Below are 26816 nucleotides of genomic sequence, written 5' to 3'. Positions count from 1 at the left end.
ATGCACATTTCGCGCCCTCGCCGGGTGGCCGTTCTCTCGGTCCACACCTCGCCATTGGCGCAACCCGGCACCGGTGACGCGGGTGGGATGAACGTCTACGTTCTGCAATCCGCCATTCAGCTCGCCAAACGTGGCGTAGAGGTGGAGATATTCACCCGCGCGACGTCCTCGGCCGACGCACCCGTGGTGGACGCCGCTCCCGGAGTGCGGGTTCGGAACATCGCGGCCGGTCCCTTCGAAGGACTGGACAAGGCAGATCTGCCGACTCAACTGTGTGCCTTCGTCGCGGGAGTTCTGCGGGAGGAAGCGCGTCACGAGCCCGGGTACTACAGCCTGATTCATTCGCACTACTGGTTGTCCGGGCAGGTCGGATGGCTGGCCCGCGACCGCTGGGGCGTGCCCCTCGTACATACCGCCCACACCCTCGCGGCGGTGAAGAATCTGTCGCTGGCCGAGGGGGACACCCCCGAGCCCGCAGCGCGTCAGATCGGTGAGCAACAAGTAGTCGCCGAGTCCGATCGCCTGGTCGCCAACACCACCGACGAAGCCAAAGCGCTGCACGAGTTGTACGGCGCAGATCCCACGCGTATCGACGTCGTGGCTCCGGGCGCCGATCTCACCCGCTACCGACCGGGCGATCGCGATTCCGCCCGCGCGTCGTTGGGGTTGAACCCGGGCGAGATCGTCGTGACCTTCGTCGGCCGCATCCAACCGCTCAAAGCGCCGGACGTTCTGCTGCGCGCAGCAGCCGAGGTGATCAGCCGTCGCCCGGGGTTGCCGCTGCGCATCCTCGTTGTCGGCGGGCCGTCCGGAACCGGTCTCGCGCGGCCGGACGTGTTGATCGAACTGGCACGCTCACTGGGCATCACAGCGCAGGTGACGTTCTTGCCGCCGCAGGCGCCGCAGCGTCTCGCCGATGTCTACCGCGCATCGGATCTGGTTGCGGTGCCGAGCTATTCGGAGTCCTTCGGACTGGTAGCCATCGAAGCTCAGGCCTGCGGAACCCCGGTGATCGCCGCGGATGTCGGCGGACTGGGAGTGGCCGTACGCAACGGTGAGACCGGTCTGCTGGTTCAAGGGCACCGCACCGAAGACTGGGCCGGCGCTCTCGAATCCTTGGTGACAGCGCCGAAACGCTTGGCCGAACTCGCCGCGCAGGCACCGCGTCACGCCGAGAATTTCTCGTGGGAACACACCGCGGACGGTTTGCTCGAGAGCTATCGCAAAGCCGCAGTCAACTACAACAACGGAACCGGTCCCAGCGACTTCTCGCCCCGCCGTGCGCGGGGTCTGTGGCGTCTGCGCCGGACCGGAGGGGTGCGTACATGAGCAGCATTTCGGACACCATCGAGCAGGCTCTCACGGAGCGTGAACTCGACTTCACCAGAAAAGACGACGCGCATTTCATCGTCGAACTTCCCGGCGAACACAAACTCAAGACGTCGACGCTGCTCACCGTCGGTAATCACGGCGTGCGGGTCGAGGCCTTCGTGTGCCGCAAGGTGGACGAGAACTTCGAAGGCGTTTACAAGTTCCTGCTCAAGCGCAACCGTCGTCTGTACGGAGTGGCCTACACACTCGACAAGGTCGGGGACATCTACCTGGTCGGCAAGATCGCCGAGCATGCCGTGACCGGCGACGAACTGGACCGAGTGCTCGGTCAGGTTCTCGAGGCCGCCGACGGCGATTTCAACGTGATCCTCGAACTCGGTTTCTCCTCGTCGATCAAGCGTGAGTGGGCGTGGCGGGTGTCGCGTGGTGAGTCGCTGGCGAATCTCGAGCCGTTCAAGCACCTCATCGAGGAAGAGCCCGCGCAAAGCTGATCGAGCGGGGTGAGACACATCGCGGATGTGTCACGTAAAGTGGCCTTTACTTGTGACTGTCGTCACGGAATAATACTGTTCCCGTGAGTCACAGTAAGTTGGTCACACCACCCCGCCGCGCAACTTTTCGAGGAGCACAGTGAGCTTCAAGAGTCCGTTCCCCGACGTTGAAATCCCCAACCTCAGCGTCTACGACTTCCTGTTCGGAAACACCGACCCCGCAGACCTCGACAAGACGGCATTCGTCGAGGGCAGTTCGGGCGCCGTAACCACATACGCTTCGCTGATCGCACAGATCAACGGCGTTGCAGGCGCTCTCGCAGCGCGTGGACTCGCCGTCGGCGACGTCGTCGGGCTCCATTCGCCCAACGTCCCGGCCTTCGGTTCCGTCTTCCACGGCATCCTGCGTGCCGGTGGCGTCGCGACCACGATCAACGCGCTCTACACCGCCGAGGACATCGCCAAGCAGCTCACCGATTCCAAGGCCAAGTTCCTCTTCACCGTCTCGCCGCTGCTGCCGCAGGCCAAGGCCGCCGCCGAGCTGGTCGGTATCCCGACCGAGAACGTGTTCGTGCTCGACGGCGCCGAAGGCCATCTGTCGCTGCGAGATCTGCTCGGTGAGGGCGCAGCGGCGCCGGAGGTTTCCTTCGATCCGGCCACCCAGCTCGCGGTGCTGCCGTACTCGTCGGGCACCACCGGCCGGCCCAAGGGCGTCATGCTCACCCATCGCAATCTCGTGGCCAACGTCTGCCAGATCATTCCGCGGATGGGGATCGAGACCGACGACAAGATCCTCGCGGTCCTGCCGTTCTTCCACATCTACGGCATGACGGTGCTGCTCAACGCTGCGCTCTACCGCCGCGCGAGCCTCATCACGATGCCGAAGTTCGATCTCGTCGAGTTCCTACGGATCGTCGCCGAGCAGAAGTCGACGTACATCTTCGTCGCACCGCCCGTTGCCGTCGCGCTGGCCAAGCACCCGCTCGTCGATCAGTACGACCTGTCGAGCGTGCACACCATCTTCTCTGGCGCGGCCCCCCTCGACGCGGCGCTCGGCAAGGCCGTCGCGGACCGTTTGAACTGCCATGTGCGCCAGGGCTACGGCATGTCCGAGATGAGCCCCGTCTCGCATGCGATCCCGTTCGATCGTGACGACATCGCACTCGACACCTGCGGTCCGACCATCGCCAACATGGAATGCAAGCTCGTCGACCCGGGAACGGGCGAAGAGGTCGCGTACCCCGAACTCGGCTCGGACGGCGTCAGCGAGCCCGGGGAACTGTGGTGCAAGGGACCGAACATCATGCTCGGTTACCTCGGCAACGACCAGGCCACCAAGGACACCCTCGACGACGACGGTTACCTGCACACCGGTGACATCGCGACCGTCGACGGCGACGGCGTCGTCAAGATCGTCGACCGCCTCAAGGAATTGATCAAGTACAAGGGCTACCAGGTTCCCCCGGCGGAACTCGAGGCTTTGCTTCTGACACACCCGCAGATCGCCGACGCTGCAGTGATCGGTGTGCTCGACGCCGAAGGCGAAGAGGTTCCGAAGGCATTCGTCGTGCTCCAGGACGGCGCCGAATTGACCGAAGACGACGTGATCGCGTTCGTCGCCGAGCGCGTCTCACCGCACAAGAAGGTTCGCCAGGTTTCGTTCATCAGCACCGTGCCGAAATCCGCGGCCGGAAAGATCCTCCGCAAGGATCTGCGAACAGCGGAAGTAGCTCCGAGCTGATTTCCAGACAGGGTTGATCAAGAAGGGTTCCGGTACTCGTGCCAGGATGAACGCCATGAGTATCGGAACCCTGGTCCTGCTCCGCCACGGCGAGAGCGAATGGAATGCACTCAATCTGTTCACCGGCTGGGTGGACGTCCACCTGACAGACAAGGGCATGGCCGAAGGCAAGCGCGCCGGCGAACTGCTCGCCGAGCACAACCTCTTGCCTGACGTTCTCTACACATCTCTGCTCCGCCGCGCGATCAGCACGGCCAACCTCGCACTCGACGCCGCCGATCGCCACTGGATCCCGGTGGTCCGCGACTGGCGTCTCAACGAGCGCCACTACGGCGCTCTGCAGGGCAAGAACAAGGCTCAGACCAAGGAAGAGTACGGAAACGAGCAGTTCATGCTCTGGCGTCGTAGCTACGACACCCCGCCGCCCGCCATCGAAGCCGGCAGCGAGTACAGCCAGGACACCGATCCCCGGTACGCGAACCTCGACGAGGTTCCCTTGACCGAGTGCCTGCTCGACGTCGTCAAGCGCCTGATCCCGTACTGGGAGGACACCATCTCGCAGGAGCTGCTCGCCGGCCGGAACGTACTGGTCACGGCGCACGGCAACTCGCTGCGTGCCTTGGTCAAGCACCTCGACGGCATCTCGGACGAGGACATCGCGGGGCTGAACATCCCGACCGGAATCCCGCTGCGTTACGACCTCGACGAGAACCTGAAGCCGCTCAATCCCGGCGGCACCTACCTGGATCCGGAGGCCGCAGCTGCCGGCGCCGCCGCGGTGGCGAATCAGGGCGGAAAGTAGCAAACCGATGATGTGCGTCGAGGCCCCCCGAACAGTGTTTTCGGGGGGCCTCGGCCAACAACAGATGAACGACGAACCAACGCCGTCCACCTGGCGGATTACGCGGGCGGGAACGTCCGAACCCGCCGTAACCGACACTTCGCGCGAACGTACGATTGCGCCGTGAGTGTCGTGATTGCAGTGCTGCTGGTCGTGGTCGCCGGCTTGGTCGGCTACCTCGTAGGCGGGGTGCTGGTCCCCAGGCTGTCGTCGCGCCAGAGTCAGCGCTCCGACGAACAGACCGGGCTCACGATGTCCCAGGTTCTGGACCTGATCGTGTTGGCGTCGGAAAGCGGCATCGCCGTCGTCGACGGTTTCCACGACGTCGTGCTCTTCAACCCTCGCGCCGAAGAACTCGGCCTCGTCAAGAATCGTCTGGTCGACGAGCGGGCGTGGCGGGCGGCGCAGGAAGTCCTGCGGACAGGTCAGCCCGTCGAGGTCGATCTGACGGCGCAGACCGCGCAGCGCGGCCGCGACAAGATCGCGGTACGTGGGACGGCCCGGTTGCTCAGCAAGGACGATCGCAACTTCGTGGTCCTGTTCGCCGACGACGATTCCGAGCAGGTCCGCATGGAGGCGACGCGACGCGATTTCGTCGCGAACGTCAGCCACGAACTGAAGACGCCGGTCGGCGCGATGAGTTTGCTCGCGGAGGCGCTGCTCGAGTCCGCTGACGATCCGGAATCCGTGCGCCACTTCGGCGAACGAGTGCTGGGCGAGTCGATTCGTCTGGGCAAGATGGTCACCGAGTTGATCGCACTCTCGCGCCTGCAAGGTGCCGAGAAGCTGCCCGATCTCGACGTGGTCGACGTCGACACCGTGGTGTCCGAGGCACTGTCGAGGTCGAATCTGTCGGCCGAGGCCGCCGGGATCACCGTCACCACCGACCATCCGAGTGGGTTGGAGGTGCTCGGGGATCAGACTCTTCTCGTGACGGCACTGTCCAACCTCATCGAGAACGCTATTGCTTACTCGCCCAAGGGGTCTCCGGTGTCAGTCAGTCGGTCGGTACGCGGCGACAATGTCGCGATCGCGGTCACCGACCGAGGAGAGGGCATCGCGAAAGCGGATCAGGAACGAGTGTTCGAGAGATTCTTCCGCGTGGACAAGGCACGGTCACGGCAGACCGGCGGAACGGGTCTGGGGCTGGCAATCGTCAAGCACGTCGCGGCCAATCACAACGGCTCCATCGAATTGTGGAGCAAACCGGGAACAGGGTCTACCTTCACGTTGCAGATACCGGCACACGTGGAGTCGGACGACGACATCGACTCTGACGACGCGGGAACCGCCGGTTCCACGCGGATCGGCAGACGAGAACAAGGCAGTAGAGAAAACGGCATGGAGGCCAAACGATGACGAGTGTGCTGATCGTGGAGGACGAGGAGTCCTTGGCGGACCCGCTGGCGTTCCTGCTCCGCAAGGAAGGCTTCGAGACCACCATCGTCAACGACGGACCGTCGGCGTTGGCGGAATTCGATCGCTCCGGAGCGGACATCGTCCTGCTCGACCTCATGCTGCCCGGCATGAGCGGCACGGACGTCTGCAAGGCGTTGCGATCGCGTTCGGGCGTTCCCGTCATCATGGTGACGGCGCGTGACAGCGAGATCGACAAGGTCGTCGGCCTGGAACTGGGTGCGGACGACTATGTGACCAAACCGTATTCGGCGCGAGAGCTGATCGCCCGCATCCGTGCGGTGCTGCGCCGCGGGGTGGAGAACGAGGCGGACCTCGCCTCCGACAACGGGGTGCTCGAGGCCGGACCGGTACGGATGGACGTCGAGCGCCACGTCGTGCAGGTCGCTGGAAACCCGGTGACGTTGCCGCTCAAGGAGTTCGACCTCCTCGAGTACTTGCTCCGCAACTCCGGCCGGGTGCTGACCCGCGGACAGTTGATCGACCGCGTCTGGGGCGCCGACTACGTCGGTGACACCAAAACCCTTGACGTACACGTGAAGCGGTTGCGTTCGAAGATCGAATCGGATCCGGCCAAGCCGGAACATCTGGTCACGGTCCGTGGATTGGGTTACAAGCTCGAAGCGTGATCTAAGTTCGTCGAGAAGAAATTCAGCCGCTCACACGATCGTGTGAGCGGCTGAATTTATTTGTTCTTGCGGAGTCAGCCCTGAGCCTTGTTCTGAGCGATCGTGGTCGCCGGATGGACTGCTATGAGGCCGAGGCCGGCACGACGCCTGCAGAGGCGAGCCAGCTCGTCGTACGCACGCTTTCCGAGAAGCTCCGTCAGTTCCGGCCCGTAGGACTGCCAGACCTGCCGTTCCCCGACATGAGCGTCAGGGGAGCCGGAGCAGTACCAGGCGAGGTCGTCGCCGCCCTCGCCCCAACCGCGGCGGTCGTACTCGGTGATCGTGGTCTTGAGGATCTGGACGCCGTCCGGTCGGTCGACCCAGTCCTGGGTGCGGCGGATCGGTAGCTGCCAGCACACGTCCGGCTTCACCTCGAGCGGCTCGATGCCCTTCTTGAGCGCCATGGAATGCAGTGCGCAGCCCTCACCGCCGGCAAAACCGGGCCGGTTGAGGAAGATGCACGCACCTTTGTAGCGGCGGGTGCGCAGCGCGGGCTCGTCCTCGAGGTCGTCTTCCTCGACGTAGCCCTTCTTGCCGAGACCCTTTTCCATGAACTGCCAGTCTTCGGCTGTGAGCATTTTCACTGACGCGTCGAGCTTGTCCTGATCTTCCTGATCGGAGAGGAAAGCGCCGTGCGAGCAGCAACCGTCGTCCGGGCGGTCGCCGATGATGCCCTGACACGCCGGCGTGCCGAACACGCAGGTCCAATGCGAGAGCAACCACGTCATATCAGCGGAAATGAGGTGTTCGGAGTTATCCGGATCGACAAATTCGACCCATTCGCGCGGGAAATCGAGATCGACCTCGGGGCTCGGAGTCATCTTGTGGGACCGGTCTGGGTTACCTGCTGTCACAAGGGCCGACCGTAGACCCAGTAACGTGGCGATGTGCGACTAGGGGTACTCGACGTCGGAAGCAATACCGTCCATCTATTGGTTGTGGACGCCCATCGGGGCGGCCACCCAACACCCATGAGCTCGACCAAGTCCACGTTGAGGCTGGCAGAGAACACCGACGACCGCGGCGATATCACCACGTCAGGAGCCGATCGCTTGGTGTCGACGGTCTCCGAATTCGCCGGTATCGCCAAGACGTCCGGATGCGAGGAAATGATGGCTTTTGCCACGTCCGCCGTCCGTGACGCCAACAATTCCGAAGCCGTGCTCGCCCGCGTGCGCGCCGAGACCGGAGTCAATCTCGAGGTTCTCTCCGGGGTCGACGAAGCACGGCTGACCTTTCTGGCAGTGCGCCGCTGGTACGGCTGGAGCGCCGGACGCATCCTGAACCTGGACATCGGCGGCGGCTCGCTCGAACTCACCGCAGGTGGCGACGAGGATCCGGACGTCGCCTTCTCACTGCAACTCGGCGCCGGACGGTTGACGCGCGACTGGCTCCAGGCCGATCCGCCGGGCAAGCGCCGAGTCGCCGTCTTGCGCGACTGGCTGGACGCGGAGTTGGTCGGACCAGCCAAGGAACTGCGCGCCGCCGGCGACTGGGACCGCACGGTCGGGACCTCGAAGACCTTCCGATCGTTGGCTCGGCTCACCGGCGCTGCCCCTTCTGCCGCAGGCCCCCGGGCGAAACGGACCCTGACTTCCAGCGGACTCAGGCAACTCATAGCCTTCATATCCAGGATGACGGCAGCGGACCGTGCAGAATTGGAAGGAGTGAGCTCGGATCGGTCACAGCAGATTGTGGCCGGCGCGCTCATCGCAGAGGCAACCATGCGGGCGCTCGGAGTGGACGAACTGGAAATTTGTCCCTGGGCATTGCGTGAGGGTCTGATTCTGCGAAAGCTCGACACAGAAATGGGCGGTGAATTGGTGGTGAGTGCTTGATGACCGAGGACAGTCAGCAGATTTCCGTAGCGGAACTGCTCAAGCGGAACGGTCAGAGCGTCGAATCCCGAGGTGGACGACGTCGGCGCGGCGTAGCCGGTGGCATCTCCGTCGCAGAACTGACGGGTGAGATCCCGATCGTTCGCCAGTCGGGATCGCGCGCCGCCGCCGAGCCCGAGTCGGACGAAGCAGCAGCCCAGCCTGAAGCCGCTGCGCCGGAGAACTCTGCACCTTCAGCGGCGGCCGAAGCCGTCGCGGAAACCGCCAAGTCAGCCGAACCGGCACCGAAGGTTCCCGCCGACCGCACCGCAGCCTTCGCCGTCTCGTTCGATGACGATGACGACGATGACGACGAGCCGCAGACACCCAAGGCCGAGTCGAAGCCGGTTGCCGCGCCGCCGGTCACCACTCCGAAGCCGACTTCCACACCGTCGCCGGGACAGACCTCGAAGTCCTCGCCCGGACAGTGGGTGAGCCGAGCGCCGCTCAACTCCTCCTCGCCGACGCAGGTAACGCAGGAACCAGCCCTGCTGTCGGGTCAGACCCTGGCGGGCGACCTGATGCGTCAGGAGCGCGCCGCAACCCAGTCGCCGTCGTTGCGTCCGCCGATCCTGCCGCCGCGTGTCCCCACTCCCGTCGCCAAGGCACCTGCACCGACTGCTCCTGCTCCGGCCGCGCCGGAAGAGAGCACCGAACTGATCGACAAGATCGCAGACGCGGATGCCGGCGAGGCCGAATCGACCGCCGTGGTCGATCTGGTCAAGGCGCCGGTGGTCGCTGACGGTGCGATAAAGTCCACTGCCGTCGCCGAGTCCGAGACCGACGTGGAAGCCCAACCGGCAGCGGAAGAGGCCGGCGAGCGTAGCTCGATCCGTGAATGGGCAGTGCTTGCCGGTCAGGTGGTTGTTGCACTGATCGTCGGCGGCGCGATGTTCAAGGGCTTCGAGAAGCTGTGGGACATGCTGCCGTGGGTGGCGTTGGTGCTCGCGCTGATCGTGATCGTCGGCTTGGTGGCCGTCGTGCGGGTTCTACGCAAGACGGACGACATCACGAGTTTCGTGATCGCGGTGGTTGTCGGCATGATCGTGACGCTCGGTCCACTGGCGTTCTTGTTGACCTCGGGTTGATCGGACGATGATCGGGGGATCGCAGCGCATGGTTCGTCGGCCGATAGCCGTCGGTTTGTCGACGGCCTCGGTGTATCCGGAGAACACGGAAGCAGCATTTCGCTACGCCGCCGATCTCGGATACGACGGTGTCGAGCTGATGGTGTGGGCCGAATCCGTCAGTCAGGACATCGGTGCTGTTGCTGCCCTCGTTCGCAAGTACGCGATTCCGGTGCAGGCCGTGCATGCGCCGTGTCTGCTGATTTCGCAGCGCGTGTGGGGTTCCGATCCGGTCGAGAAGCTCGAGCGTTCGGTACGCACGGCCGAAACCTTGGGCGCGACGACGGTGGTCGTCCACCCGCCGTTCCGGTGGCAGCGCAAGTACGCCGAAGGCTTCGCGGAACAAGTTGTCGATCTCGAATCGAAGAGCAGCGTCGTGGTGGCGGTGGAGAACATGTTCCCCATGCGCGCCGACAGCTTCTTCGGTGGCAAGGACAAGTCCGCGGAGCGTCTGCGTAAACGGGGCGGTCCGGGGGCAGCGTTGTCCGCGTTCAGCCCGTCGTACGACCCGACCGATTCCGATCACGCTCACTACACACTCGATCTGTCGCACACCGCGACGGCGGGCATGGACGCTTTGGAGTTGGCCTCCCGGATGGGCAAGGGACTCGAGCACCTGCACCTGGCCGACGGCCGCGGGGCGTCGATGGACGAGCACCTGATTCCTGGACACGGTTCACAGCCGTGCGCGGAGTTGTGTCGGCAATTGGCTGCGAGCGACTTCAGCGGCCAGGCTGTCATCGAGATCAACACTCAAAATGCGCGTACCCGTCGGGAGCGGTCGTCGATGCTGGCGCAGGCGCTCGCGTTTGCACGCGAGCACCTGGCACGCTCAGCGGTGGCCGGCAAGTAGCGCAGCTTCGAACTGCGCGCGCACCTTCTCGACGTGTGCGTCGAGGTCTTTGGTCTCCCAGCCTTCGGTGGAGATGGGATCGAGCACCGAGACGTAGACCGGACCCGGATGGGCGACAAGCGAATTGCGCCACATCCGTTCGCCCGCGTTGTGAATCACCACGGGCACGATCGGCACACCGGCCTGGATCGCCAAGTGGAAGCCGCCCTTCTTGAACGGGCCCAGGCGTGGCGTCGGAGAACGGGTGCCCTCCGGAGCGATGACTATCGAGACACCATTCTTCAGCTTGTCGACTGCCGGTTGCAGCGCAGCCTTCGCCTTTGTGGTGTCGGTGCGGTCGATGTAGGCGACGTCGAGCAGTGCACCGACGGGCATGAACCGTGGATCGCTTGCCGCTTCCTTCTTCGCGACGCCGGTCACGTCACGCTTGATGACGGTGCCGAGGACCAACATGTCCAGGGAACTTTGATGATTGAACATGAACACCGCCGGGCGGTGATCCCACACGTTGTGCTCGCCGTCGATCTCGACGTCGATGCCGAGCAGTGAGAGTGAGATGTCGGGGCCGTACGTGCCCACCAGGTTCGCACCCAGTTGACGGTTGCCGGTGACGATGCCTGCCGACGCACCGAGGGCGGCGGTGGCAGCAAGCGCGCCCATGGCCGTCGCCGTTCGGATCGTCGAGATCGGTGTTGCGCCTCGTTGCGGTTTACGCAGGCTGACCGAAGGCCAGTGATTGCGCAACGCGATCTTGGCCAGACCACGATCGGGGTTCAACGCGACAGGTCGCCCGACGGCCTCGAGCATGAACACGTCTTCGACACCGTTGGAGTACGCAAACGCGTTCTTCAAGTCGGCGCCCATCTTCTCGGCATAGCCCGCAAGGGCATTGGCCTTGGCCGGCCCCCACAGAGCGGGCGAGGACAGTTCGCCGGTGAGCATGCCGTCGACGACTTCGGGCTCGGTGCACAGCACATCTTCGATATCGAGATCTTCGGCGACGTACTTGGCTTGGAACGGAGTCGCCGACGTGGCCATCACGATCGTGTGGCCTGCTCGCCGGTGCGCCGCCAGTAGCCCACGGGCTTCCGGGTAGATCATCGCGGCGATCTCCTGCTTGAACAACCGTCGGCCCCAGTCGTTCAGTTCCTCGACGGTACGGCCGCCCAGGGCGCGCACGCCGATGTCCATCAACGCTCCGACATCAGCGCCACGGAACTGGGTGTCGATCGCGGCACCGGTGGTGCGCAACAATTCGCCGACGCTGATATCCAAGCGTCGCAGGCGGTCTCGGTAGACGACGCTGGCCGAATATCCACTGATCAAGGTGCCGTCGAGGTCGAAGGCGGCGATCGTTCCGGGTCCGGGAGGGGCGGCTTCGATGGCGGAGTGCAGACGCTCGAGTCCGGTCACAGTCCTACTTCCTCGTTCGCGGCGGGCGCTCTGTTTGCTTCGGGAATGGTGACTACTGCAGCGGCGTCGGGCACCGGCATGGCTACCTGATCGAGCCGTGCATGCGCGAGTGCTCGGAGGTGGCGCAGACGCTCGACCTGAACCTTGATTTCCGCGGCGAATGCCAGGCGCCTGGCCCGGACGCCGTCGTCGTCGACTTCGATCAAGTTCCGGTTGCGCGCCAAATTCAGTGCAGTGGCGAACAATTCACCGGAAACCGATTCGTTGCTGGCGATCTGCTGCCGTAGGCGACGCTGATGTGCGACGTCGATGCAGTTGCTGACGAAGGACTTCTCGTCGAACGACGTCGAAATCGGGGCAAGCACAAGCTGATCGGCGACAACCTGGTACGCCTCGAGAAACGGTTGGAGCACACGGTGCGCGAGGTACGGCCGCACCGACTCGATCATGTGCTCGGTTCGTTTGTCGTCGGCCATGACGGTTTCCCACTCGGGATCGATCAGGGTCAGCTCGGTCCGCATCTCCTGCTCGAAGGTGTCCCGATCGCTGAAGAAGAACTCGAATTTCAACAGATCGCGGATGCGCTTGGCCTCGGCCCAACCGTCCCCGATGGGATCCTCGAACCGTTCTTCGACGGCTGCCTGGAGTACGAGTTCGGTGATGGCACGCACGACGAGAAAGTGAATTGTGTTGTTGCGGTAGAAGGCAGCGACAAGGTGCTGGTCCTTGCCGAGGTAGAAGACCTGCTCGCCGCCGCGATCGAAGCGCTCGAGGACACCGGAATCGACGTGTGTCTGCAACGCCTTCTCGATGACGCGCGGATCGGACAGTTCGACGTCGCCGGCGATCGGAAGATTTCGCGCGGTGATGTACCCGAACAGCGGCGTGAGGATCGCGGTGAGCTCACGAACGGTCAACGCCCGGTCTTCGATTCCGAGGAACGCCAGCATCGCAAGCGAAGACACGGTCACCGGTGTGACCTCGTTGATGCGGTGACACACCTCGATGCCGGCCTTTTGAATGGCGAGGCGCTGATCGGTTTCCTGGCTGAGTGCGTCCGCAAGTGAGAGCGGCCGGCCGATGGTCACGTGTGCGACACCGTTCCGTTTTCCCTGTGCGCGTACGTAACCCACCATCCAGCGCAGGCCTTCCGGTGTCTTCTCGGCGCCGAGAGCCTCCGCAGCCATGGCCCCGACCTCGTAGAGCTGGTCGTAGCTCAGCGCGACCGGGACGAGATACACGTCGGATGCGCCGCTGACCTGAAAGGCCTTGGTCAGGTAGGTCAGGAGACCGAAGCGCGGCGGGCGTAATTTCCCGGTACGCCCGCGCCCACCTTCGATGTACCACTCCAGATTGAAGCGCTTGGTCAGCAGGTAGCGCATGTACTCGTGCATCGACCACTTGTAGACCTCGTCGTTGCCGATGCTTCGACGAATGAAGACGGTGCCGCTGCGCTTGAGGATCGAGCCCATGGGCCAGAAGCTGATGTTGAGGCCGCCCATGACGTGATTGAGCGGCAAGCCGTTCGCGATCAACGCCGGGCGCAGGACGAGGGGATCGAGGTACGAACGGTGACTGGGGAGGAAGACCAGTGAGTGTTCCTTGTTCAGCTCACGGAGTTCCTCGAACCGGCTCGTGTCCACGTCGAGCTTGTAGGCGCGAGCGAAATAGCGCCCCAGACGATCCCACACCGCGATGGCTTGGCGACTCTGGGTGGCAACCATTTCTTCGAGAGCTTCACGCGCGCGGCGGTCGACTTCGGCGACGGCGATGTTCAAGCGGTCGGCCAGAGCCATGACCTCGGTGGCGAACCGGCGGGTGTCGGTGATCTCGTCGACGACGAACCGCGACACCTTGTACTGGCCACCCAGAAGGCCCAATTCGGCACGCTCGAGCGCCAGGGCGGCCTGCCGTCGGATGAACTCGGGTAGCGAACCGCCACCGCTCTTTTCGAGACGACGCTCGAGATCGCTCAGTGGCGCCGGCTCGCCTTCGATGACCTGGCACCGTGACGGGTCGGTGCGCAGAGTTCTGCGTTGTGCGCCGCGTCCGGGGTGGAGAGGATCGCGTGGTGCCAGTGCGTCACGCAGTCGCACCGCGACGTTGTGCTTGGTATGGGTGTCCGGAATCCACACCACGCGAAGCGGCGCGAGCATCGGGTCGTCGGTCCGTGCCGCCAGTTCGGCCAGAGTCTTGTCGGTGATGTTGACGGTGACCGGCCGAGTTTCGGATGCGGTCGCCTTGTCGGCGAGCCACTTTCGCAGCACTCCGGCTTCGGCCTCTGTCATGGTTTCGGTGAGGTACACGCGCGGGTTGGTCGTGTTTTCGCTCATGACTCACGCACCTTCCGTTGTGACTCCGAGAGCCACGATCTCGTCGAGGCTCTCCTGCAAGCACTGCATGAGCAGTGCGGGCTTCGTGACCGCGGCGGTGTCGAGATTGATTCCGATGCAGCACACTCCGACGTGGGAGACCAGCGTTGCCATTGCCGCGCAACCGGGGGCCGGGCCGAACGGGAACATCCGTTCGATCTTCGCTCCGGCGAGATACACCGGTACCGGTACGCCGGCGACATTGCTCGCCTGCAGGTCCAGTCCTGTCGACTGGGACAGATACCAGTTCGCGAGTAGATAATTCGGCAGGCGGGCGAGGAACGGGGCGGCGACGTCGAGAGCGTCCAACGCCGGTTCCTCACGCAGACCCAGAACGATTTCCCGCACCTGCCTGATGCGTTTGGCGGGATCCGTCTCGGCGACCGGACCGTTGAAGCGAACGGCTGCAAACCGGTTGCCGCCGTTGGCGTCCGCGCCGGTGCGCATGCTGATGGGCATACCCATCGGGATGCTCTCGACGGATTGTCCGAACGACTCGTGGTAGCGACGGAAACCGCCGAGCAGGGCGGCGACGTAGGCGTCGTTGAGTGAACCACCGGCAGCCTTCGCTCCGGCCTTGAGTTCGGGAACACCCACTTCGAGAGTTCCGAACCACCGTCCGAGACCACGATCGTGGAGAAGAGGGGAACCGGAACGAGCTGGGGGAGTGACGATCTTGCGGAGTGAATTGGCGTAGCCGAGGACCTCGGAAGCGGTGCTGAACGGACTCGAGATCGCCGTGGTCGCAACATTGGTGGCGCCGCGGACCAGCTTGGCGATACGGGAGGGCGCACGCCGGATCTCGCTGACGACCTCCTCGCCGAAGGCGCCTACCGACGACAGGTGCTCAGGAGCAGGCGGCGTGCGGTCGGGCTTGTTCGGGGTGGGGTCCGGGCGACGGCTGTGCAGGAGCGTCATCATCTGGATGCCGCCCATGCCGTCGGTGATGGAGTGGTGAGTCTTGACCACGAACACGGCACGACCGTCGTCGAGACCTTCGATGAGCAGCGCGCTCCACGGCGGTCGAGCCTTGTCGAAAGGTTCGGTCGCAAGGTGACGACACATGCGCAGCGCGTGATCGAAGTCCGCCGGCGCGGGCAAGCGGACGCGTCGTAGGTGGTAGCCGATGTCGAACTCGGGATCAACCGACCACACCGGATTGCCCAGTTGCATCGCCGGTTCCACCGCGCGCATACGAATACGCGGAACCACGTGCGATGCCCACTCGACCGCGTCGAGCAGCCGGTCCCAATCCGGGGCACGATCGAGAACCTCGACCGCAACGATCGGTGAGCGCAGTTGCGGCTGCGCCTCTTCCATCCGCCACATTCCCGTCTCGAAGTCGGACATCGTGCGGTTCGCCCCCCAGGCAACCGCGGAAAGGTCGACGTCGACCGCGCTCGGAGGAACAAATGGATTGCTGTTGGCCATACGTCAAGAACTCCCTCGGTCTGCGGATCCACCCCGCGCATCTCTGCTTCTCAGTGTGGACCCGTGACCGTGGGCGCGTCCCGGTTTCGGTGTCAGCCGACAGGTGTGACGTTCGTCAGTTAAGGGCTAATCGGACATGACTGGAAATTCGACCAGCGCTCACGCAGTGACACCGACGGCTTTCAGCCCTATCTCGCGATAGAGAACACTGACTTCGCGCGGAGTCTGCGGTCCGTCGAGTCGATACCAGAGGACGACGGACTGACACATGCCCAGCAGTGCGCGGCCCGTTCCGGTGATGTCGGGGACCGTGAACTCACCGCTCTGGACGCCTGCCGTCAGCACGTCGACGAGTAGGTTCTCGAGCTTCTTTCGTTTGGCGGCGTAGCTCTTTCGTTCCGCTTCCTCGAGGTACCGCAGTTCGGAATCGAGGAAGGCTATGTCGGAGCGACTGGTCATGTGCAGAACACACGCCTCGATGAGATTGCCGAACTGTGCCGTCGGCGACGGTCCGGCAGCGTCGACCGCAGCGCTCGCGCGTGCGGTGACGTTCTCGATGCCCGGTTCCATCAGCGCGACGAGGATGCCCTGTTTGTTGCCGTGGTGGTAATACAGCGTCGGCACGGTGACGCCGGCGCGTTTTGCGATGTCACGAACCGACGCTCCGTGGTAACCGAGTTCGTGGAAGACCTCGAGTGCGGCGGTGAGCAGGGGAGTCAGCGTCAGTGGTTCGACGATGCGCCACTGTTCGTCGGGCTGAGCCTCCGACTGCAAATCCGTCATTCCGCCTGTTCGCTCCGTTCGGAAATTTCTGGTGGTGTGCGCAAAGAGGGTTCAACCCTAGCGCAAGGCACGTCCTCCTCATCGGGGCTCGGCCGCCATTGGATAGCATCACTATCCAGTAGTAGGCCGAAGCGAATCGGATGGACGGAGGAGCGGTGAAGGTTTCCGAACTGGCCGCGCAGTCCGGTGTCGCGCTGGCCACGATCAAGTACTACCTCCGTGAAGGTCTGCTGATGCCTGGTGAGCCGACCAGCGCAACGGGAGCGAGGTACGGCGAACAGCACGTGCGGCGACTCGCGTTGATCAGAGCCCTGGCCGGGGCGGGACTCGCGATTCCGAGGATTCGCGCGGTGCTCGAACTGGTGGACAGTGACGAGCGATCCGAATTCGAGACGTTCGGCCGCGCAATCGCGCAACTACCGCCGTACGTCGAACCTGAACCGGATCCAGAGTTCCCCAGAGCTCGCAAGGTTCTGGAGTTTCTCGGTCAAGTCTTCGAGCCGAGGTACGTGGCGGTCGCTCACCTCGAGCGGGCACTGATCGGCCTCGAGGACGCAGGACTGAGTCTCTCGGACGAGCGCTTGCAGGCTTACGGTGACCACATCCGAGGGATTGCCGAGGTGGAAATCGAGCTGATGCCCACCAGCACGACGGAGGACGGCATCCGATATGCCGTCCTCGGAACCGCCATGTACGAACCCGTTCTGACAGCTTTACGACGCTTGGCGCACCAAGACTTGGCCGCACGACATTTCTCGCAACACCGAGACAGCACCGAACAGGAAAATTGATGAGCACCAGCCCCTTTCAAGATCTCAATCGCCTCACCTCGCTCGGCGACGGGCGATACACCGCAACGATCGATCCGATCTGGACCATCGGGCCGAAAGTGCACGGCGGCTCCATGATGGCTGTGTGCGCCGCTGCCGCGCGTCAATGTCTGCGAGACGGCGCAGGTGAGAACGACTCGCTGGTGAAGATGCAGCCACTCGCGGTGAGCGCCAACTATCTGTCAGCGCCCGATCCGGGTGAAGTCGAACTGGAGGTGATCGTCCGAAAGCAGGGACGCCAGGTCGCGTTGTTCGACGTCGAGTTGAGCCAGGCGGGCCGCAGCGCTGTTCGCGCGGCGGTCACGCTCGGATTCCCCGATGACGGCGATCCCACCTTCGTCACGGCCTCGTCGATCGACGACATGTCACCGGAACCGCCGGAGAGTGCGGTGGCAGTCATCGGCGATCACCCGATGGCGCAGGTCGTGCACGTCGGGCAGGGCTGCGACATGAGGATCGACACCACCTCGGCGCACTTCCTCACCGGGAGCCAAGGCGAGGCCGAGGTCAGGATGTGGGTTCGTCCTCGACCCGAGGACGAAAACGACCTCGACACCGCCGTGCTGTTCGCGATCATGGCCGGTGACATCAGCGCGCCGGTGACGATGAACCGTGGCCTGTTCGGGTGGGCGCCGACCGTGCAGTTGACGACGTACCTGCGCCGACTACCGACGCCGGGATGGCTTCGCGTGCGGGCAAGCTCGGATGTTCTGGGCAGCACGTGGTTCGAAGAGGATCATGCTGTTCTCGATTCGGCGGGCGCAGTCGTCGTACAGAGTCGTCAATTGGCGATGATGCCCCGCTAGGGTCGATCGCTGCGGTCGTGGCAGGCTGTTCGCCATGACAAGAATTGCGATTATCGGTGGCGGCAAGATCGGCGAGGCGCTGATTTCCGGGCTGTTGCAGGCCGGCCACGCCATCAAGGATCTGGTTGTCGCGGAGCAGTATCAGCCTCGCGCAGACGAATTGATTGCCGAATACTCGATTCGAGTCAGTTCGGTCGCGGACGCAGCCGAGGGTGCAGACGTCATCGTCATCGCGGTCAAGCCGAACGACGTCGAATCAGCCCTCACCGCGTTGACGAAGGTCGATCTGGACGGTGACCTCGAGCAGCTGATCGTTTCTCTCGCGGCGGGAATCCCCACCGGGTTCTTCGAAACTCGTCTGCCCGCAGGCTTTCCGGTCGTCCGGGTCATGCCGAACACCCCCATGTTGGTGGGAGAGGGCGTGAGCGTCCTGTCACCCGGACGCCACGTCAAGGCCGAGCATCTCGAGCTCGTACGCGGCATCCTCGGCAGCGTCGGCAAGGTGGTGACGGTTCCCGAATCGCAGATCGACGCGGTCACTGCTGTCTCCGGTTCCGGCCCGGCCTACTTCTTCCTCGTTGCCGAAGCGATGATCGACGCGGGAGTCGGTCTCGGCCTGACACGCCCGGTCGCCACCGAATTGGTGGTGCAGACGATGGTCGGTTCCGCAGCGATGCTCGATCGCACCGGCGACAGTGCGACGGATCTTCGCGCCGCGGTGACGTCACCGGGCGGAACGACGGCTGCAGCACTGCGTCAGCTCGAAGCGGGCGGCCTGCGGACGGCGTTCTTCGATGCCTTGGATGCCGCGAAGTCGCGTTCGGCCGCGATGGGTGCAGCTGCGGAATAGTCGTCCGTTTAGCCACACCCGTCGCTTTAACCCCACCAGTACAGCTAAGCTCGACTTAGTACGTACGTGTCTGTTCCGCCGGAGGGGAAGCCGGCGGCGCGAGTCGTGCTGGAGGTATGTGGATTAATGGTGTCTGCAAACAAGCCGTCCATGGGTTCGTCCCACGACGGAAAGCCGGCAGTGGCCGGCACGCAATTCCTCACTGTTGCTGAGGTAGCAACTTTGATGAGGGTGTCGAAAATGACTGTGTACCGGTTGGTACACAGTGGCGAATTGCCCGCTGTACGAGTGGGTCGTTCGTTCCGTGTACATGCGAAGGCAGTGCACGATTACCTCGAAACCTCGTACTTCGATGCCGGCTGACCAGCCGGTTCGAGGAGGATGACCTCGGCGTGAGCCGAGTCGCGGGCACAGCGGTTGCTGTGCCGGAGGCTCGGTTTATGCCGAGTGACTCCACACCGGTACGATGAGTCACTGTCGTACCAGCAAGCTGGTGTCGTAAGGCGCTGAGCTAGTTAAAACGAGGGCCAGGCGCCAATTGCTTGGCGCAGGCGTACGTGACCGGCGTGCGCAGGAACGCTAGAGAAGAACGTGAGGGACACCCGCTATGGGTTCAGTGATCAAGAAGCGTCGCAAGCGCATGTCGAAGAAGAAGCACCGCAAGCTGCTTCGTCGTACCCGAGTACAGCGCAGGAAACTCGGTAAATAAGCAGTACCTGTTGATGCCCGCCGCCCCTTCCGGGGTGGCGGGCATCAGCATATTCGGGGGAAGCGATGTGTGCCGCGTCTCATCGGCTGGGCGGTTTGTCTTGAATGGCCGAATTTTGGGTAGTCAGCGCGGGACCCCCTCTGCCCGTAAAGTGGGGGAAAATCGCGGGAGGGACGCTTCGGCAGAGCGCGTTTCTACTGGATATGGGGGTACTTGGTGGTTGAAGGTGACAACACTTCAGGGGGCACGACGCCTCGCGTCGTACTGGTGACCGGGGCGAGCAGATTCCTCGGCGGGTACCTGGTGACCAGGCTTGCGCAGAATCCGTCGATCGAGCGTGTCATCGCCGTCGACGCCGTCAGTCCGAGCAAGGACATGATGCGCAGGATGGGCCGCGCGGAATTCGTGCGAGCAGACATCCGCAATCCGCTGATCGGCAAAGTGATCCGAAACGCCGAGGTCGACACCGTCGTGCACGCGTCGACGCTTCAGAAAGCCCCCAAAGCCGGCAGCCGCGCCGCGATGAAGGACATGAACGTCATCGGCGCCATGCAACTGTTCGCGGTCTGCCAGAAAGCTCCGACGGTTCGCAAGGTGGTCCTGCGCTCGGCTTCGGTCGTCTACGGGTGCAGTGCGAAGGATCCCGCTCAGTTCACCGAAGAAATGAGTGCGCGCCGCCGGCCGCCGGGCGGATATGCCCGCGACAGTCTCGAGATCGAGGGATACCTTCGCGGAATGGGGCGTCGGCGCCCGGACATCTCGGTCGGGATTTTGCGGTTGGCGCCGTTGATCGGACCTCAGCTGACTGCGACCGTCGGCCACTACGTCACCGCCCCGCTCGTGCCGACCATCGTCGGCCGCAACGCGCGCCTGCAATTGCTCCACGTCGAGGATGCGCTCGCAGCGTTGGAGAAGGCGACCATCGGCCACGCCTCGGGTACGTACAACATCGCCGGCGACGGAGTGGTGATGATGTCGCAGGCGATCCGCCGGGCAGGACGCGTGGAAGTTCCCATGCCGCTCGCTCTGTTCCGCAGCGTCGGGAGCGCATTGGTGGGATCGTCCATGAGGCTCTACACCGACGAGCAACTCGAGTACTTCCGATTCGGCTGCGGACTCGACACCACTCGCATGCGCAGCGAACTGGGGTTCGAGCCGCGATGGACCACCATGCAAGCACTCGACGATTTCATGCGCGCGACGCAGACCCGCCGGATCATCAAGTCCGAGTGGATCGATCGGGCGGAGAATGCGTTGACCACCATCCTCGGCGGTGACTCCGCGGCGGCGACAGCAAGTGCAGACGTGATGCACATGCCGTTGTCGGGACGAAGTGCGGTGAAGGGGTGACTGACGTGGCGAAAGTAATTCCCCTGCGGCCCAGCGCAACTCACGCCGGAAAGTCGGCAACTTCTCGTTCGCGTGAGTCCGTCACCGGCGCGGAGCGTGACATCCGTGAACAAAGTGAGCGTCGGCATCCGTCCGGAGCGTCGTCGGCAGCCGACCACGGCGGCGAGAACACGCTCGTCGATGCGGCCCGGTCTGCGCTCGTCGACCAGATCGCCTCGGCAGCAGAATTCTTCCGACGTCGGGTCTCCGGCGACTACGAGGTCGACGAGTTCGGATTCGACCCGCATTTCGCGGACAACGTCGTCATGCCGATGTTGCGGCCGTTGTTCGAGAAATGGTTTCGCGTCGAGGTCAGTGGGATCGAGAACATTCCCCTCACCGGGGGAGCGCTGGTGGTCGCCAATCACGCCGGTGTGATCCCGATCGACGGACTGATGACGTCGGTTGCCGTGCACGATCATCATCCGGCGCATCGTCCACTGCGAATGCTGGCTGCGGACATGGCATTCGAGATGCCGGTGGTGGGCGGACTGGCGCGCAAGGCCGGTCACACGCTCGCGTGCAACCCCGACGCCGAGCGTCTGCTCAACGACGGTGAAGTCGCCGCCGTGTTCCCGGAAGGATTCAAGGGCATCGGGAAACCGTTCAGTGAGCGGTACAAGTTGCAGCGGTTCGGGCGTGGTGGATTCGTGTCGGCCGCGATGCGTACCGGCGTCCCGATCATTCCGTGCTCGATCGTGGGTTCGGAGGAGATCTATCCCAAGATCGGTGATCTGACCACTCTCGCACGAGTTCTCGGTCTTCCGTATTTCCCGGTGACGCCACTGTTTCCGCACTTCGGGCCGCTCGGCCTGGTGCCGTTGCCGTCGAAGTGGTACATCGAATTCGGAAAGCCCATCGTCACCGACACGTTCGAGAGCGGTGCCGCCGACGATCCGATGGTCCTGTTCGAGGTCACGGACCACGTTCGGGAAACGATTCAGCAGACGCTGTATCGGTTGCTGGCCAAGCGGCGCAACGTCTTTCTCGGCTGAGTTCGGTCCGGAGCGAGAATCGATCCGGACCGAACCCGCTCAGGCGTTCTGTTCTTTGCGCCGGGCGAGAATTGCCGCGAGCGCACCGCCGACCGCCCCGAGCACCAGTGCCGTCGGCACGCCGATCTTGGCGGCCTTTCGTCCGGTGCGAAAATCGCGAACTTCCCAGCCGCGGTTCTTGGCGAGTTCACGAAGATCCGCGTCGGGATTGATCGCCACCGGCGTTCCCACCAGCGAGAGCATCGGTACGTCGTTGTGGCTGTCCGAGTAGGCGGAACAGCGCTTGAGATTGAGTCCTTCACGCACCGCCAACGTCCGCACGGCGTGCGCCTTGCCCATGCCGTGCAGGATGTCACCGACGAGTCGACCGGTGAAGACGCCGTCCTCACTCTCGGCGACGGTGCCCAGTGCACCGGTCAGTCCGAGTTTCTCGGCGATCACCTGAGCCAGTTCGACCGGAGTGGCCGTCACCAACCACACCTGTTGCCCGGCATCGAGGTGCATCTGGGCCAACGCCCTCGTGCCTGGCCAGATCTTGTCGGCGATGACCTCGTCGTAGATCTCCTCGCCGAGGCGGGCGAGTTCGGCGGTGGATCGACCGGCCACGAAGGACAGTGCTTTCTCGCGGCCTTCCGCGACGTCGTCACTGCTTTCTCGGCCGGTGACTCGGAACTTGATCTGCTTCCACGCGAAATCCACCAGATCCGAGGTCTTGAGATACTTGCGTGCGGCGAGACCACGGGCGAAGTGGATGATCGAGGCACCCTGCACCATGGTGTTGTCGACGTCGAAGAATGCGGCGGCCGTGAGGTCGCGCGGAACGGCCGGGGGCTCTTCGCCGGTTTCCGGTTCGGAGGGATTGGCAGCTTCGTGCAATGCCAGAGCTGCGTCAGCGCTCGCCTCGCCGGCGAGATTGGCTCGAACTTCCGACTCACTCGGGCCCAGCGGATTCTTCACATGTCGACGTCCGGGGAGAATGACCCCGGCCAGCCCTGATCCGAATCCGGAGCCGTTCGGTAGTGATCGCGCAGGCACCCGCACCTCCCGTGTTGCACTCTCGAGCAGAGAACTCTTCGAGTCAGCCTATCCTCCGCGGTGAGGCCCGATGGGTTGGATGGCGACCTTCCCTGTGGTGTGTGACGTTCCTCTCCGCTGATTTGGTACCGAGTGGGGCTCCGGAGGCACACTCGACCGATCAAGTAGATGGCGTCCCAGTAGAAGAAAGGTATGCGTCGATGACTACAGCTACGCATGAAGTAACCCTGTTGACACGCGCAGGATGCGCGTCCTGTGTCGGCGCGGCGGAGGTACTACGACGGGTCTGTTCCGAGTTCCAGCTCGAATTGACGTGCATCGACGTGGACGAAGCTGCTGCGACGGATCCGGAGCTGAGAGCGGAATACGGAGACCGGTTGCCGGTGATTCTTCTCGACGGACGCGAGCACGGTTATTGGGAAGTTGACGAAGAGCGCCTTCGTGACGATTTACGCAAGTAAGGCAACCCTCAAAGTTGTCCGCGGAGCCGCTTTGCAGGTGAACGGCACATCGAACCCGTCTCGAGCAACTTTGTGCATGGGTTCACAAGCGGTTACCGTGGTGTGAACATTCCCCCGGAGCATCGTGGAGGTCGACAGTCGTGTCGACCGGACGAGGAGCCAGCGACGTGACCGAACCGCACCAGACGCATGAGCCTGTGGCTCAGCGCGTCACCGGCGCTGCGGGCTCTTCCGTCACCGACGCTGCCAGCGCCTCGGTTACCGACTCGATCACTCAGGATCGCGTCATCCCCCAGGCTACGGTGACGCGCTTGGCCGCATACCTGCGGGTCCTCGGAGTGATGTCCGATCGCGGTACCTCCATCGTCTCGAGCGAGGAGCTCGCCCAGGCGTCGGGCGTCGGATCAGCGAAATTGCGCAAGGATCTCTCGTTCCTCGGACCCAACGGCGTCCGGGGTGTCGGGTACGACGTCAACAGGCTCCGCATTCGCATCGAGCGTGCACTCGGACTCGATCGCGGGCACAAGGTCGTTCTCGTCGGAGTCGGAAATCTCGGCAAGGCGCTTGTCGGTTACGGCGGATTCAGTCGCCGAGGTTTCGAGATGGTCGGACTCTTCGACAGTGACGCAGATCGAATCGGAAGCCGAGTCGGCGACCTCGTCGTGCGTAGCACCGAGGAACTGACCGTCGCCTGCCGCGAACTGAACGCGACCATCGGCGTCATCTCCACCCCGGACGAGGCAGCACAGGGCGTGTGCGACCAGTTCGTCAGCGCCGGGTTGCGTTGCATCATGAGTTTCTCGCCGATCGCCCTCGACGTTCCCGATCACGTGGAACTGCGACGCGTAGATCTTGCCGTCGAGATGCAGGTTCTTTCCTTCAACAGCGCACGCAATGCCGATCAGGCATCCAGTGCGCCGCGAGTACGCGTGGCTCACGCCGCATCCGCTTCGTCAGTCCCATCCACCAGTTCACCCGCTCCGGTCGGAGCAGGTTCGACAAGAAACGGATCAGTGATCGCGCCGTGAGTGTTCTGCTTGTCGGGGTCTCGCATCGAACCGCGCCCGTCCCGGTGCTCGAGCGAGTGGCTGTTACCGACACCGATCGTCCGAAGCTGATCGACAAGCTTCTGGCGTCTTCGCACATCTCCGAAGCGATGATCGTCTCCACCTGCAACCGGGTGGAGGTCTACGCGGTGGTGGACGCGTTCCACGGTGCACTCACCGAGGTCGGTGAAATCCTGGCCGACCATTCGGGTCTCGATCTGACGGCGCTGCACGCTCACGCGTACGTCCGCTACAGCGAAGCAGCGGTCGAACATCTCTTCGCCGTGGCCAGTGGCCTCGACTCGATGGTGATCGGCGAACAGCAGATTCTCGGCCAGATCCGTTCGGCCTACGCATCTTCGGACGCGCAACAGGCCGCCGGACGCGTCGTCCACGAACTGGCTCAGCAGGCATTGCGCGTCGGCAAGCGAGTGCATTCCGAAACCGGAATCGACTCCGCCGGAGCATCTGTCGTGTCCGTGGCTCTCGATCGTGCAGCCGGCATCATCGGCGAGGGCGGCCTGGTCGGCCGCACCGCCGTGGTCGTCGGGGCAGGTTCGATGGGCGGTCTGTCGGTTGCGCATCTCACCCGCGCCGGAATCGCACGCATCGTCGTCGTCAACCGGACCCAGGAACGCGCCGAGCACCTCGCCGAGACGGCACGATCCAACGGCGTCGACGCCGACGGTGTTGCCTTCGACCAGCTTTCGGCCGCGATGGCGCAGGCAGATGTCATGGTCACCTGTACCGGCGCGGTCGGGGCAGTGGTCACCCTGGCGGATGTGCACCGCGCACTCGCCGAGCCCGATCGCGACAACACCAAGCACCTGGTCATCTGCGACCTCGGGCTGCCGCGCGACATCGATCCCGCCGTCGCCGGCCTGCCGGGTGTCACCGTTCTCGACATGGAGACGCTGCAGCGTGATCCGGCGGCAGGCGCAGCCGCGTCCGACGCAGATGCCGCACGCACCATCGTCGCCGGCGAACTTGCGACCTACCTTGCCGGACAACGCCTCGCCGAGGTCACTCCGACCGTGACGGCTTTGCGTCAGCGCGCCGCCGACGTCGTCGAAGCCGAACTGATGCGTCTCGATTCGCGTCTGCCCGGCCTGGACGATCCGCAGCGCGACGAGGTTGCGCGCACCGTGCGACGCGTCGTGGACAAGCTTCTCCACGCCCCGACCGTGCGCGTCAAGCAACTGGCGTCGGCCCCCGGGGGCGACTCCTACGCAGCAGCGCTGCGCGAACTCTTCGAACTCAGCCCCGGATCTCCCGCGGCCGTGGCCACACCCACCGATCTGGTGGACGGCGACCGCACTGGAAGGGACCTGCAGGCATGAGCGTCACCACCCCTCGATCGGGGAGCCCGCTGCGGATCGGCACTCGCGGAAGTCTTCTCGCGACCACGCAGGCCGGCACCGTGCGCGATGCCCTCATTGCAGCGGGACATCCCGCCGAGTTGGTCATCATCAAGACCAAGGGCGACCAGTCCACCGATCCCGTCCAGAAGATCGGCGTCGGAGTGTTCACCGCAGAGCTTCGGGAAGCCTTGCTGGACAACCGCGTCGACGTTGCTGTGCATTCCTACAAGGACTTGCCGACCGCTCAGGATCCGCGCTTCGTCATTGCTGCGATTCCGCCTCGTGAGGATCCGCGTGACGCGCTCGTCGCCCGCGACGGTCTGGTCCTCGGGGAGCTTCCGGCCGGTTCCAAGGTGGGAACCTCGGCGCCCCGCCGTGTTTCGCAGCTCAAGGCACTCGGGCTCGGCCTCGACATCGTGCCGTTGCGGGGCAACCTGCAACGCCGTCTGGGCAAGGTCGAATCCGGTGAACTCGACGCCGTGATCCTCGCTCGCGCCGGCTTGTCCCGGATCGGTCTGCTCGACCTCATCACCGAGAACATCGAGCCCGTCCAGATGCTCCCCGCTCCGGCCCAGGGTGCTCTGGCTGTCGAATGCCTTTCTGCCAATACGGAATTGGCGGCGATCCTGGCCGAGCACGACGACGCCGGTACCCGTGCGGCAGTCACTGCCGAGCGTGCCCTGCTCGCCGAGTTGGAAGCCGGCTGCACCGCGCCGGTCGGTGCGATCGCGGAAATCGTCGAATCTCTCGACGACGACGGCAGAATCTTCGACGAACTGTCGGTACGCGGCTGCGCAGCCGCCATCGACGGTTCGGACGTCATCCGTACCGGCGCAGTGGGTGCGCCGGACAAGGCCGAGGAACTCGGCCGAGCGGTAGCGCGCGAGTTACTCGAACTCGGCGCCCGTGAGTTGATGAACGTGACTACAGGCGAGGCAGCCGATGTTTGACGCCCCACTTTGCACTTGCACCAAGTTCCCATTTCGATA

The 26816-nt window shown here is 63.9% G+C and carries 26 protein-coding genes; 20 read left to right on the top strand and 6 right to left on the bottom strand.

The window, feature by feature from the left end; translation table 11 throughout:
• From mshA to I7X09_RS05750, 6 genes are all read left to right on the top strand, one after another.
• Positions 1 to 1329, top strand: a complete 1329-nt coding sequence (mshA, locus tag I7X09_RS05775) for a D-inositol-3-phosphate glycosyltransferase (RefSeq protein ID WP_095970485.1) — start codon at positions 1 to 3, stop codon at positions 1327 to 1329.
• Positions 1326 to 1823, top strand: coding sequence for a YbjN domain-containing protein (locus tag I7X09_RS05770; RefSeq protein ID WP_047268888.1), 498 nt, complete (start codon positions 1326 to 1328; stop codon positions 1821 to 1823). The genes mshA and I7X09_RS05770 overlap by 4 nt, the downstream gene beginning before the upstream one ends.
• A gap of 139 nt (positions 1824 to 1962) precedes the next feature.
• Positions 1963 to 3564, top strand: a complete 1602-nt coding sequence (locus I7X09_RS05765) for an AMP-binding protein (RefSeq protein ID WP_200315965.1) — start codon at positions 1963 to 1965, stop codon at positions 3562 to 3564.
• 46 nt (positions 3565 to 3610) lie between these two features.
• Complete coding sequence (locus I7X09_RS05760; protein WP_003941992.1) at positions 3611 to 4366, top strand: phosphoglyceromutase; 756 nt, start codon at positions 3611 to 3613, stop codon at positions 4364 to 4366.
• A 162-nt stretch (positions 4367 to 4528) separates the two neighbouring features.
• Positions 4529 to 5764: a sensor histidine kinase gene (locus I7X09_RS05755; protein WP_003941938.1), complete on the top strand. Its 1236-nt coding sequence runs from the start codon at positions 4529 to 4531 to the stop codon at positions 5762 to 5764.
• Entirely contained in the window at positions 5761 to 6450 is a 690-nt protein-coding gene (locus I7X09_RS05750; RefSeq protein WP_003942020.1) for a response regulator transcription factor, read from the top strand. Before I7X09_RS05755 ends, I7X09_RS05750 begins: the two co-directional genes overlap by 4 nt.
• 74 nt (positions 6451 to 6524) lie before the next feature.
• Here I7X09_RS05750 and I7X09_RS05745 read toward each other — a convergent pair whose 3' ends face one another.
• Entirely contained in the window at positions 6525 to 7310 is a 786-nt protein-coding gene (locus tag I7X09_RS05745) for a hypothetical protein (RefSeq protein ID WP_003941928.1), read from the bottom strand.
• A gap of 66 nt (positions 7311 to 7376) precedes the next feature.
• Between I7X09_RS05745 and I7X09_RS05740 the strand changes: the two genes are divergently transcribed.
• Genes I7X09_RS05740 through I7X09_RS05730 form a run of 3 tightly spaced genes read left to right on the top strand, consistent with a single transcriptional unit; the run spans position 7377 to position 10346 of the window.
• Positions 7377 to 8327, top strand: a complete 951-nt coding sequence (locus I7X09_RS05740) for a Ppx/GppA phosphatase family protein (protein ID WP_003941975.1) — start codon at positions 7377 to 7379, stop codon at positions 8325 to 8327.
• A complete protein-coding gene (locus tag I7X09_RS05735) occupies positions 8327 to 9454 on the top strand; it encodes a hypothetical protein (protein WP_200315963.1) in 1128 nt (375 codons plus the stop codon). Before I7X09_RS05740 ends, I7X09_RS05735 begins: the two co-directional genes overlap by 1 nt.
• A 7-nt stretch (positions 9455 to 9461) precedes the next feature.
• Positions 9462 to 10346, top strand: a complete 885-nt coding sequence (locus I7X09_RS05730; protein ID WP_095970386.1) for a sugar phosphate isomerase/epimerase family protein — start codon at positions 9462 to 9464, stop codon at positions 10344 to 10346.
• Here the strand turns inward: I7X09_RS05730 and I7X09_RS05725 are convergent.
• From I7X09_RS05725 to I7X09_RS05710, 4 genes are all read right to left on the bottom strand, one after another.
• Complete coding sequence (locus I7X09_RS05725) at positions 10326 to 11759, bottom strand: HAD-IB family hydrolase (protein ID WP_003941905.1); 1434 nt, start codon at positions 11757 to 11759, stop codon at positions 10326 to 10328. The two genes, I7X09_RS05730 and I7X09_RS05725, sit on opposite strands and share 21 nt — an antisense overlap.
• Positions 11756 to 14092 carry a glycerol-3-phosphate 1-O-acyltransferase gene (locus I7X09_RS05720; RefSeq protein WP_124568180.1) on the bottom strand — a complete coding sequence of 779 codons (2337 nt, stop codon included), beginning with the start codon at positions 14090 to 14092 and terminating at the stop codon, positions 11756 to 11758. Before I7X09_RS05720 ends, I7X09_RS05725 begins: the two co-directional genes overlap by 4 nt.
• 3 nt (positions 14093 to 14095) lie before the next feature.
• Positions 14096 to 15562, bottom strand: a complete 1467-nt coding sequence (locus I7X09_RS05715; RefSeq protein WP_200315961.1) for a wax ester/triacylglycerol synthase domain-containing protein — start codon at positions 15560 to 15562, stop codon at positions 14096 to 14098.
• Between the two features lie 159 nt (positions 15563 to 15721).
• Positions 15722 to 16345, bottom strand: coding sequence for a TetR/AcrR family transcriptional regulator (locus I7X09_RS05710; protein ID WP_200315959.1), 624 nt, complete (start codon positions 16343 to 16345; stop codon positions 15722 to 15724).
• 155 nt (positions 16346 to 16500) lie between these two features.
• On the opposite strand from I7X09_RS05710, the gene I7X09_RS05705 reads away from it, so the two are divergent.
• From I7X09_RS05705 to I7X09_RS05675, 7 genes are all read left to right on the top strand, one after another.
• Positions 16501 to 17136, top strand: a complete 636-nt coding sequence (locus I7X09_RS05705; protein ID WP_124568183.1) for a MerR family transcriptional regulator — start codon at positions 16501 to 16503, stop codon at positions 17134 to 17136.
• Entirely contained in the window at positions 17136 to 17981 is an 846-nt protein-coding gene (locus I7X09_RS05700; RefSeq protein WP_124568184.1) for a thioesterase family protein, read from the top strand. Before I7X09_RS05705 ends, I7X09_RS05700 begins: the two co-directional genes overlap by 1 nt.
• A 34-nt stretch (positions 17982 to 18015) precedes the next feature.
• Positions 18016 to 18831, top strand: a complete 816-nt coding sequence (gene proC / locus I7X09_RS05695; protein WP_124568185.1) for a pyrroline-5-carboxylate reductase — start codon at positions 18016 to 18018, stop codon at positions 18829 to 18831.
• Between the two features lie 126 nt (positions 18832 to 18957).
• The gene (locus tag I7X09_RS05690) at positions 18958 to 19194 is read left to right on the top strand and encodes a helix-turn-helix domain-containing protein (protein ID WP_003941845.1); all 237 of its coding nucleotides are present in this window, start codon (positions 18958 to 18960) and stop codon (positions 19192 to 19194) included.
• Positions 19195 to 19438: 244 nt separating this feature from the next.
• Positions 19439 to 19540 carry a 30S ribosomal protein bS22 gene (locus I7X09_RS05685; protein ID WP_003402602.1) on the top strand — a complete coding sequence of 34 codons (102 nt, stop codon included), beginning with the start codon at positions 19439 to 19441 and terminating at the stop codon, positions 19538 to 19540.
• A gap of 216 nt (positions 19541 to 19756) precedes the next feature.
• On the top strand, positions 19757 to 20890 hold the full coding sequence (locus I7X09_RS05680) for an NAD-dependent epimerase/dehydratase family protein (protein ID WP_124568186.1): 1134 nt from the start codon (positions 19757 to 19759) through the stop codon (positions 20888 to 20890).
• Positions 20887 to 21924, top strand: a complete 1038-nt coding sequence (locus tag I7X09_RS05675; protein ID WP_200315957.1) for a lysophospholipid acyltransferase family protein — start codon at positions 20887 to 20889, stop codon at positions 21922 to 21924. The genes I7X09_RS05680 and I7X09_RS05675 overlap by 4 nt, the downstream gene beginning before the upstream one ends.
• Positions 21925 to 21963: 39 nt before the next feature.
• On the opposite strand, the gene I7X09_RS05670 is transcribed toward I7X09_RS05675, so the two are convergent.
• Positions 21964 to 22959, bottom strand: coding sequence for an HAD family hydrolase (locus I7X09_RS05670; RefSeq protein WP_124568188.1), 996 nt, complete (start codon positions 22957 to 22959; stop codon positions 21964 to 21966).
• 200 nt (positions 22960 to 23159) lie between these two features.
• Here I7X09_RS05670 and I7X09_RS05665 point away from each other — a divergent pair, with 200 nt between their 5' ends.
• The 4 genes from I7X09_RS05665 to hemC all read left to right on the top strand — a co-directional run bounded on the left by I7X09_RS05665 (position 23160) and on the right by hemC (position 26777).
• A complete protein-coding gene (locus I7X09_RS05665) occupies positions 23160 to 23420 on the top strand; it encodes a glutaredoxin family protein (protein WP_095970481.1) in 261 nt (86 codons plus the stop codon).
• Between the two features lie 140 nt (positions 23421 to 23560).
• Complete coding sequence (locus I7X09_RS05660; RefSeq protein WP_095970377.1) at positions 23561 to 24448, top strand: redox-sensing transcriptional repressor Rex; 888 nt, start codon at positions 23561 to 23563, stop codon at positions 24446 to 24448.
• Positions 24445 to 25806 (top strand): glutamyl-tRNA reductase, encoded by a 1362-nt coding sequence (locus I7X09_RS05655; RefSeq protein WP_003941867.1) that lies wholly within the window; start codon positions 24445 to 24447, stop codon positions 25804 to 25806. The genes I7X09_RS05660 and I7X09_RS05655 overlap by 4 nt, the downstream gene beginning before the upstream one ends.
• Positions 25803 to 26777 carry a hydroxymethylbilane synthase gene (gene hemC / locus I7X09_RS05650; protein WP_050656226.1) on the top strand — a complete coding sequence of 325 codons (975 nt, stop codon included), beginning with the start codon at positions 25803 to 25805 and terminating at the stop codon, positions 26775 to 26777. Before I7X09_RS05655 ends, hemC begins: the two co-directional genes overlap by 4 nt.
• Positions 26778 to 26816 lie beyond the last annotated feature (39 nt).

The sequence above is a fragment of the Rhodococcus sp. P-2 genome (assembly GCF_016598535.1).
Lineage (GTDB): Bacteria > Actinomycetota > Actinomycetes > Mycobacteriales > Mycobacteriaceae > Rhodococcus_F > Rhodococcus_F baikonurensis.
Note: the sequence above shows the minus strand (reverse complement) of the source record. Positions and strands in the feature narration are given on the sequence as shown.

Bases quoted from the DNA above. Each gene is read 5' to 3' on its own strand.
- I7X09_RS05700 (WP_124568184.1), top strand. From the start codon at position 17,136: ATGAGCACCAGCCCCTTTCAAGATCTCAATCGCCTCACCTCGCTCGGC.
- I7X09_RS05690 (WP_003941845.1), top strand. From the start codon at position 18,958: ATGGTGTCTGCAAACAAGCCGTCCATGGGTTCGTCCCACGACGGAAAG.
- hemC (WP_050656226.1), top strand. From the start codon at position 25,803: ATGAGCGTCACCACCCCTCGATCGGGGAGCCCGCTGCGGATCGGCACT.
- I7X09_RS05710 (WP_200315959.1), bottom strand. From the start codon at position 16,345: ATGACGGATTTGCAGTCGGAGGCTCAGCCCGACGAACAGTGGCGCATC.
- I7X09_RS05770 (WP_047268888.1), top strand. From the start codon at position 1,326: ATGAGCAGCATTTCGGACACCATCGAGCAGGCTCTCACGGAGCGTGAA.
- I7X09_RS05685 (WP_003402602.1), top strand. From the start codon at position 19,439: ATGGGTTCAGTGATCAAGAAGCGTCGCAAGCGCATGTCGAAGAAGAAG.
- I7X09_RS05760 (WP_003941992.1), top strand. From the start codon at position 3,611: ATGAACGCCATGAGTATCGGAACCCTGGTCCTGCTCCGCCACGGCGAG.
- mshA (WP_095970485.1), top strand. From the start codon at position 1: ATGCACATTTCGCGCCCTCGCCGGGTGGCCGTTCTCTCGGTCCACACC.
- I7X09_RS05735 (WP_200315963.1), top strand. From the start codon at position 8,327: ATGACCGAGGACAGTCAGCAGATTTCCGTAGCGGAACTGCTCAAGCGG.
- I7X09_RS05665 (WP_095970481.1), top strand. From the start codon at position 23,160: ATGACTACAGCTACGCATGAAGTAACCCTGTTGACACGCGCAGGATGC.
- I7X09_RS05750 (WP_003942020.1), top strand. From the start codon at position 5,761: ATGACGAGTGTGCTGATCGTGGAGGACGAGGAGTCCTTGGCGGACCCG.
- I7X09_RS05730 (WP_095970386.1), top strand. From the start codon at position 9,462: ATGATCGGGGGATCGCAGCGCATGGTTCGTCGGCCGATAGCCGTCGGT.
- I7X09_RS05720 (WP_124568180.1), bottom strand. From the start codon at position 14,092: ATGAGCGAAAACACGACCAACCCGCGCGTGTACCTCACCGAAACCATG.
- I7X09_RS05745 (WP_003941928.1), bottom strand. From the start codon at position 7,310: ATGACTCCGAGCCCCGAGGTCGATCTCGATTTCCCGCGCGAATGGGTC.
- proC (WP_124568185.1), top strand. From the start codon at position 18,016: ATGACAAGAATTGCGATTATCGGTGGCGGCAAGATCGGCGAGGCGCTG.
- I7X09_RS05715 (WP_200315961.1), bottom strand. From the start codon at position 15,562: ATGGCCAACAGCAATCCATTTGTTCCTCCGAGCGCGGTCGACGTCGAC.